Source organism: uncultured Cellulomonas sp. (assembly GCF_947494015.1).
Taxonomy (GTDB): Bacteria; Actinomycetota; Actinomycetes; order Actinomycetales; family Cellulomonadaceae; genus Pengzhenrongella.
Genome location: NZ_CANLTL010000006.1, coordinates 268,566 through 275,572, shown reverse-complemented (window position 1 = coordinate 275,572; position 7,007 = coordinate 268,566). Strand labels below are relative to the sequence as shown.

Below are 7,007 nucleotides of genomic sequence, written 5' to 3'. Positions count from 1 at the left end.
GCGCCCCCGCCCCGGCGCCGGGGCGGGGGCGCCGTCCGCCGGCGTGCCGGACGGGGCCGGCGTGCTCGACGGCGCGGGCGTGCCCGACCCCGAGGCCCCGGGGCCCGGTGCCGGGTCGGCGGCGGTCGCCGCGGCGGACTCCGGGCGCGGCGTCCCGGACGGGTCGGTGTCGATGACGATGATCGGCGTGCCGACCTCGACGGTCGTGCCCGTGGCCACCAGGATCTCGGTGACCACCCCGGTGAACGGGCTGGGCAGCTCGACCAGCGACTTCGCCGTCTCGATCTCCACGATGGCCTGGTTGACCGTGACGGCGTCGCCGACCGCGACGTGCCAGGTGACCACCTCGGCCTCGGTCAGGCCCTCGCCGGCGTCGGGGAGGCGGAACTGCTCGAAGGTCGGCACGACGGTGGCCCTCCAGGGACGGGACGGTGGGACGGACGGTGGGGCGGTGCTCGCACCGGGCTCCGCGACGGCCGGTCGGCCGCGGCGCGGGCACCACGGCCGCGTGCGCGGTGGTGCGGTCAGAACGCCATCGCACGGTCGACGGCGTCCAGCACGCGGTCGACGCCGGGCAGGTAGTCGTGCTCGACCTTGTTGGCGGGGTACGGGGTGTGGAAGCCGCCGACCCGCAGCACGGGTGCCTGCAGGTGGTAGAAGCACTCCTCGGTGACCCGGGCGGCGATCTCCCCGCCGGCGCCGTAGAACACCGGCGCCTCGTGCACGACGACGCAGCGCCCGGTGCGGCGCACGGACGCCACGAGCGTCGGCGCGTCGAGCGGCGAGATGCTGCGCAAGTCCACGACCTCGATGCTCACACCGTCGGCCGCCGCGGCCTCGGCGGCCCGCAGGGCGGTGGCGACGCCCGCCCCGTAGGCCGCGATGGTCAGGTCCGTGCCGGTGCGGGCCACGTGCGCCCGGTCCATCTCGGCGAGCGCGGCGGCCCCGGCCTGCGTGTCGCCCGAGGTGATGGTGGTGTCGAGATCGACCTCGCCCTTGTCCCAGTAGCGGCCCTTGGGCTCGAAGAACATCACCGGGTCCGGCGAGGCGATGGCCTGCTGGATCATCACGAAGGCGTCCGCCGGGGTCGCCGGCGTGACCACGCGCAGGCCGGCGGTGTGGGCGAACAGGACCTCGGGGGACTCGCTGTGGTGCTCGATGGCGCCGATGCCCCCGCCGTAGGGAACCCGGATGACCACGGGCAGGGAGAGCCGCCCGCGTGAGCGGTACCGCATCTTGGCGAGCTGGGTGGTGATCTGGTCGAACGCCGGGAAGATGAACCCGTCGAACTGGATCTCGCACACCGGCCGGTAGCCGCGCAGCGCCAGCCCGATCGCGGTGCCGACGATGCCGGACTCCGCCAGCGGGGTGTCGACGACGCGGTCCGGGCCGAAGTCCTTGTGCAGGCCGTCGGTGACCCGGAACACGCCCCCGAGGGGGCCGATGTCCTCGCCCATGAGCAGCACCTTGGGGTCGGTCTCCAGCGCCCGTCGGAGCCCGGCGTTGATCGCCTTGGACAGGGTCAGGCGCTGGGTGCCGCGGTGACCGCTCGCCTCGGCCGCGCTCACAGGGCCACCTCCCCCGCCGACGCACCGGCCGGGGCGGGAGCCACCTGCCCCTGGGGCGGCTCGCCGACGAACGAGGCCTCGTACTCGGTGAACCAGGCGCGCTCGGCGTCGAGCGTGCTGTGCGGGGTCCCGTAGACGTGGTCGAACAGGCTCACCGGTGCGGGCGGCTGCATCGCGCGCACGGTGGTGCGGATCCGCTCGCCGAAGGCGGCCACCTCGGCGTCGAGGTCGGCGACGAAGTCCGCCCCGAGCTCGCCGGCGGACTGCAGATAGGTGCGCAGCCGGTCGATCGGGTCCCGCTGTCGCCAGTACTCGTCGTCGGACGTGCTGCGGTAGCGGGTCGGGTCGTCGGACGTGGTGTGCGCGCCCATCCGGTAGGTGAAGGCCTCGACGAGCGTCGGCCCCCCGCCGCTGCGGGCCCGCTCGAGGGCCTCGGCGGTGACCGCGTAGGTGGCCAGGACGTCGTTGCCGTCCACCCGCACGCCGGGCACGCCGAAGCCCTCGCCGCGGCGGGCGAGCGGCACCCGGGTCTGCCGGGTGGTCGGCTCGGAGATGGCCCACTGGTTGTTCTGGCAGAACAGCACCAGGGGCGCGTTGTTGACGGCGGCGAACACGAGCGCCTCGCTCACGTCGCCCTGCGACGTCGCGCCGTCGCCGAAATAGGTGACCACGGCCGTGTCCCGCTCGCGGTCACCGGTCGCGACGAGGCCGTCGCGCTGCAGGCCCATCGCGTAGCCGGTGGCGTGCAGGGTGTGCGAGCCGATGACCAGCGTGTACAGGTGGAACCGGTGCTCCTCGGGGTCCCAGCCGCCCTGGTCCACGCCGCGGAACAGCCTGAGGATGTCGACGAGGTCCAGGCCGCGGGTGTGGGCGACGCCGTGCTCGCGGTAGGACGGGAAGACGTAGTCCTGGGCCGCGAGCGCCCGACCCGAGCCGACCTGGGCCGCCTCCTGGCCGAGGCTCTGCGCCCACAGCCCGAGCTCGCCCTGCCGCTGCAGCGACGTGGCCTCGTCGTCGAAGGCCCGCACGAGCACCATGTCGCGGTACATGCCGCGCAGCGCGTCGGCGTCCAGGTGCGCGATGCGCGGGGAGTACTCGGGATGCTCCCGGAGCTCACCGGCCGGGGTCAGGAGCTGGACGAGGTCGGCGTCCTCGAGAGGGCCGGAGGTGCTCACGCGGTGCTCCTTCGGGGCAGGGCGCGGGGCTGCGCAACGGGACGAATCGGAAACCTACGTCAGCGTAGGCTACGCAACCGTAGGTTCGTCCGCGCGGGCGGGTACAGAACCTCGGCCCGGTCGGTTGTAGGGATCCTCACCCAGCCGGGGCCGCCCGGCGCCGCTCTGCGGCAGAGCCCCGAGGCGTCACCCGTCGGGCACTAGAAGCGCTCGCCGGTCCGCCACGGCATCTGCTGCAGGGTCAGAGAGTTCCCGTCGGGATCGACGATCGAGGCGTGGAGAACTCCTCCGCCGACGTCCACCACCTCCCCAACATCGACCCCACGTCCGACCAGCTCAGCACGGGCGAGCTCGACATCGTCGACGACGAGGTGGAGCCCTCTCACCGAACCGGGCGGGGCCCCGAAGACCGCAAGGCCCGTCCCGAAACCGATGGAGCAGCCGGACCCCGGTGGCGTCACCTGTACCACCCGCACTCCGTCGGCGGGGCGGACGTCGACATCCACGACGAACCCCAGCCCGTCGGCGTAGAACGCCTTGGACCGGTCGACGTCGTGCACCGGCACCGGCACCAGCTCGAGCTTCATGTCCACGCCGGGCTCCTCCGTGCTCGCTGCCGTCGTCGGCCGGATGACCGGCGGCAGCTGCCCCCACGTCACCCGTCCGAGACGGATCGTGTCACAGGCGAGCGCGAGCTCCAGGGTCGCCTGCGGTCCCTCGTCGCGGGGGACGCGTCAGGCCGAGCGGGGTGCCGACCACTCGGCGGTGACGTCGAGCAGGAGGTCGGTCGCCTCGGGCTCCCCGACGCTCACCCGGACGCCATCCCCGGCGAACGGACGCACGAGCACACCCGCCGCGGCGGCCTCCGCGGCGAAGGCGCCCGACCGGTCACCGAGGCCGAGCCAGACGAAGTTGGCCTGGCTGTCCGGAACGGACCAGCCCTGGGTCCGCAGGCGGTCGACGATGCGCGTGCGCTCGGCGACGATGGCCTCGACCCGGTCCAGCAGCTGCCCGGCCGCGCCGAGCGACACCACCGCGGCGCGCTGCGCGACGTGGGACACCCCGAACGGCGTCGACGTGGCGCGGATGCCGGCCGCGATCCGGCGGCGGGCGACGGCGTACCCGACCCGTAGGCCGGCCAGTCCGTACGCCTTGGAGAAGGTGCGCAGGAGCACCACGTTGCGGTGGGCGGCCAGCACGTCGAGGCCGTCAGGGGCGTCGGGGTCGCGGACGAACTCGACGTACGCCTCGTCGAGCACGACCAGGACGTCGGACGGGACCGACGCGAGCAGGGTCTCCAGCTCGGCGGTGCGCACGGCGGGCCCGGTGGGGTTGTTGGGCGTGCACACCACGACGACCCGGGTGCGGTCGGTCACCGCGGCCGCCATCGCGACCAGGTCCAGGCGCGCGTCGTCGGTGAGCGGCACGGGGACCGCCGTCGCTCCCGCGACCGCGACCGCGATGGGGTACGCCTCGAACGAGCGCCACGGGATCACCACCTCGTCGCCCGCCCCGCACACGGCGGCGAGCACGTGCCCGAGCACGGCGACCGACCCGCACCCCGTCACGACGGACTCGGGCCGGACCCCGAGCGCGTCGGCGAGCGCGGCGGTGAGCTCGGTCGCGTACATGTCGGGGTACCGGTTGGCGTCCGCGGCGGCGTCGGCGATCGCCGAGACCACCCCGGGCAGCGGCGGGTACGGGTTCTCGTTCGACGACAGCTTCCAGGCCGCCGCACCCACCGACGCCCGCGCCCCGGGGACGTAGGCCGGCAGGTCCGCGACGGCCGGACGGAGCGGGACGGAGCGCGGGGTCACGGCGTCCAGCATGCCACCGCACCGCCGGGCTGCCCGGACCCGTCCGGCGCACGCCCGGCCCGCCCGACGCGCGGGACGGTGCCGGGGGTGCTGCGCCGACCCGCGGCTGCGGGAGGATCGGTCCATGACGTTCGTGCTGCGCGTGCTCATCAACGCGGTCGCCCTCTGGCTGGCCACCGTGCTGCTGTCCGGCCTGGAGATCGTCGGGGGGACGACGACGCTCGAGCGGATCGGGGTCCTCACCGCCGTCGCGCTGGTGTTCAGCCTGGTGAACGCGGTGATCAAGCCGGTGGTGAAGCTCCTGACGTTCCCGCTGTACGTCCTCACGCTCGGGCTCTTCACGCTGGTGGTCAACGCGCTCATGCTCATGCTGACGGCGTGGGTCACCGAGTGGACGACCGTCGGCCTGCGGGTCGGCGGGTTCGGCACCGCGGTGATCGGGGCGCTGGTCATCTCGCTGGTCAGCCTGCTGCTCGGTGCGGTCACCGGGGTGAACCGGCGGACGTAGGCCCGCCGGCTCGGGCGGGCTCCCGCTGACCCGGCGCCGGCAGGCCGGGTCCCAGCAGACCTGGCCCCAGCAGACCCGGCCCCAGCACACCGAGCCCCCGCTGCTCAGCCCCCGGTGCGTGCACCGGGCCGTCGGGCGGCGTGCGCTCCCCGGTGAACTCCAGGTGCACCGCCGTGCTGCCGGGCCCACCGAGCACCTCGGCGGCGGCCCGCTCCCACGCACGCACGGACGACCCTCCGGCGTCGGACACCGCGCGCGCCGTGCGGGCGTAGGCGGCGATCTCGTGGGCGGCCGCCGGGGACCGCGCCGCGACCCGGTCGGCGACCGCCGGGGACACGCCGAGGTCGCGCACCGCGGTCGTCCGGTTCGCACGGTCGGGGTTGCGCCACCCGTCGAGCGCGGGCACCAGGTCCTGACGGTGCTCGAGGTGCAGCGCGGCCGTCCCGGTGGGCACGGGCATCGTCGCCACCGGCGAGCCGGCGGTGAGGACGGCGGCGACCCGGAACCGCTGGGTGAACGTCGCACTGCCGGCGAGCGCCATCGCCACCATGCCGCCCTGGCTGTGCCCGGCCAGCAGGATCGGCTCGTCCGACCGGGCTCCGGCCTGCTCGAGCGCGCGCTCCACCAGCTCGCTGCTGTCGTCGGGGACGGCCGCCATGAGTCGCAGGTTGGTCGCCATGTCCAGCGGGTTCGGCCCGGTCCCCATCGAGCCGTCCTGCGTGCCGGGGATGGAGACCACCCATGACCGGGTGCCGTCCGGGTGGTCGATCCGGTCCACGCCGACCGTGCCGGCCGCCCCGCCCCCCTGCGGGTACAGCGCACCGATGCGGTCGAGCACGTCACCGGCGTCGTCCGGGGCCGAGGTCCGCGGTGACGCCCGCAGACGAGGAATCACCTGCAGCGGGCGGCGACGCAACGACGGCACCACGAGGCCACCCAGGGCCGCGCCGGTCGTGACCAGGCCGGAGGCTCTCGGGACCGGGACGACGGTGGGCTGCCCCCGACCCGGTGGCAGCCCCCCGGCCGCTCCGGCCATCGCCTGGACGGCGAGCTCCGCGAGGTCGGTCCGCAGCAGCGCCCGGCGCAGGTCGACCCGGCGGCCGGACAGCCGCAGGCCGATCGACGCCGCGAGCGCCGTGGGCAGCAGGCCCGTGGCCAGCACGGTGAGCACGGCCGCACGGAGCCCGGTGAGCAGTGGCTGGTCGGCCGCCTGGTGAGCCCCGACCGCCAGCAGGCCGCGCACGTGCGCGCCGGCCCGCGCCTCCGCGTCCTCGTACGCGCGGGCTGCGTCGCGCAGGCGGCGGGCGAGGTCGTGCACCGACTGCTGGTGCGCGGTGAAGGACGTCGGGCCCCGCACGAGCGGCGTGACGGCGTGCTGGGCACGGACCGCGGTGGGGAGCACCCCGGCCGGGGCGCCCAGCTGGGCATCGGCCCATGCCACGGAGCCCGCCGCGGCGTCGAGCAGGTCGGCGGCGGCGCGCAGCCGGCGCACGCCCTCGCGCAGCCGGTCGAGCCGCGCGGCGGTGCCGCCGACGCCGCCGCGCACCTCGAGGCCAGCGTCGGTCACGGGACGCCGGACCAGCCGACCGGACCGGGCACGAGCGGCGACGCGGGCCCGAGCGGACCGTCGGTGGGCAGCAGCACACCCAGGTCCCGCGTCGCGGCGGCGTGCCGCACCATCGCGTCCGTCGCCCAGCCCAGCTGGCGGTGCGTGCGCCGGACCTCGCGGACGACGTCATCGAGCGCGGCGCGGTACCGCACCGCCGCCCGCCCGGACCACTCCACGTCGCCGGCCGCGTCCAGGTGCCGCAGCGCGGCGACCGTGGCGTCCGCGGCCCGCTCCAGCGCCCGCACGGCGGCCATCTCGCGCTGGGGCCACGCGAGCCCGCCGGCGGGCACCACGCCGCCCGTCATGCTCGACCACCCATGCTCCGGGACG

At 75.5% G+C, this 7,007-nt stretch carries 8 protein-coding genes; 1 reads left to right on the top strand and 7 read right to left on the bottom strand.

Features of this window, described 5'->3' with window-relative positions; all coding sequences use genetic code 11:
- The 5 genes from Q0840_RS09380 to hisC form a co-directional block, all read right to left on the bottom strand.
- Positions 1 to 405 (bottom strand): biotin/lipoyl-containing protein (locus tag Q0840_RS09380; RefSeq protein ID WP_298459063.1); only part of this gene is annotated, 405 nt, incomplete at its 3' end.
- Positions 406 to 524: 119 nt separating this feature from the next.
- Complete coding sequence (locus Q0840_RS09375) at positions 525 to 1,568, bottom strand: alpha-ketoacid dehydrogenase subunit beta (protein ID WP_298459061.1); 1,044 nt, start codon at positions 1,566 to 1,568, stop codon at positions 525 to 527.
- Positions 1,565 to 2,743: a pyruvate dehydrogenase (acetyl-transferring) E1 component subunit alpha gene (gene pdhA, locus Q0840_RS09370; protein ID WP_298459059.1), complete on the bottom strand. Its 1,179-nt coding sequence runs from the start codon at positions 2,741 to 2,743 to the stop codon at positions 1,565 to 1,567. The genes Q0840_RS09375 and pdhA overlap by 4 nt, the downstream gene beginning before the upstream one ends.
- A 200-nt stretch (positions 2,744 to 2,943) precedes the next feature.
- Entirely contained in the window at positions 2,944 to 3,336 is a 393-nt protein-coding gene (locus tag Q0840_RS09365; protein WP_298459058.1) for a VOC family protein, read from the bottom strand.
- A 141-nt stretch (positions 3,337 to 3,477) separates the two neighbouring features.
- The gene (gene hisC, locus Q0840_RS09360) at positions 3,478 to 4,572 is read right to left on the bottom strand and encodes a histidinol-phosphate transaminase (RefSeq protein WP_298459056.1); all 1,095 of its coding nucleotides are present in this window, start codon (positions 4,570 to 4,572) and stop codon (positions 3,478 to 3,480) included.
- 112 nt (positions 4,573 to 4,684) lie between these two features.
- Between hisC and Q0840_RS09355 the strand changes: the two genes are divergently transcribed.
- Complete coding sequence (locus Q0840_RS09355; protein ID WP_298459055.1) at positions 4,685 to 5,068, top strand: phage holin family protein; 384 nt, start codon at positions 4,685 to 4,687, stop codon at positions 5,066 to 5,068.
- Here the strand turns inward: Q0840_RS09355 and Q0840_RS09350 are convergent.
- Positions 5,043 to 6,635, bottom strand: coding sequence for a hypothetical protein (locus Q0840_RS09350; RefSeq protein ID WP_298459053.1), 1,593 nt, complete (start codon positions 6,633 to 6,635; stop codon positions 5,043 to 5,045). The two genes, Q0840_RS09355 and Q0840_RS09350, sit on opposite strands and share 26 nt — an antisense overlap.
- Complete coding sequence (locus Q0840_RS09345; protein WP_298459051.1) at positions 6,632 to 6,982, bottom strand: hypothetical protein; 351 nt, start codon at positions 6,980 to 6,982, stop codon at positions 6,632 to 6,634. The genes Q0840_RS09350 and Q0840_RS09345 overlap by 4 nt, the downstream gene beginning before the upstream one ends.
- Between the last annotated feature and the right edge of the window lie 25 nt (positions 6,983 to 7,007).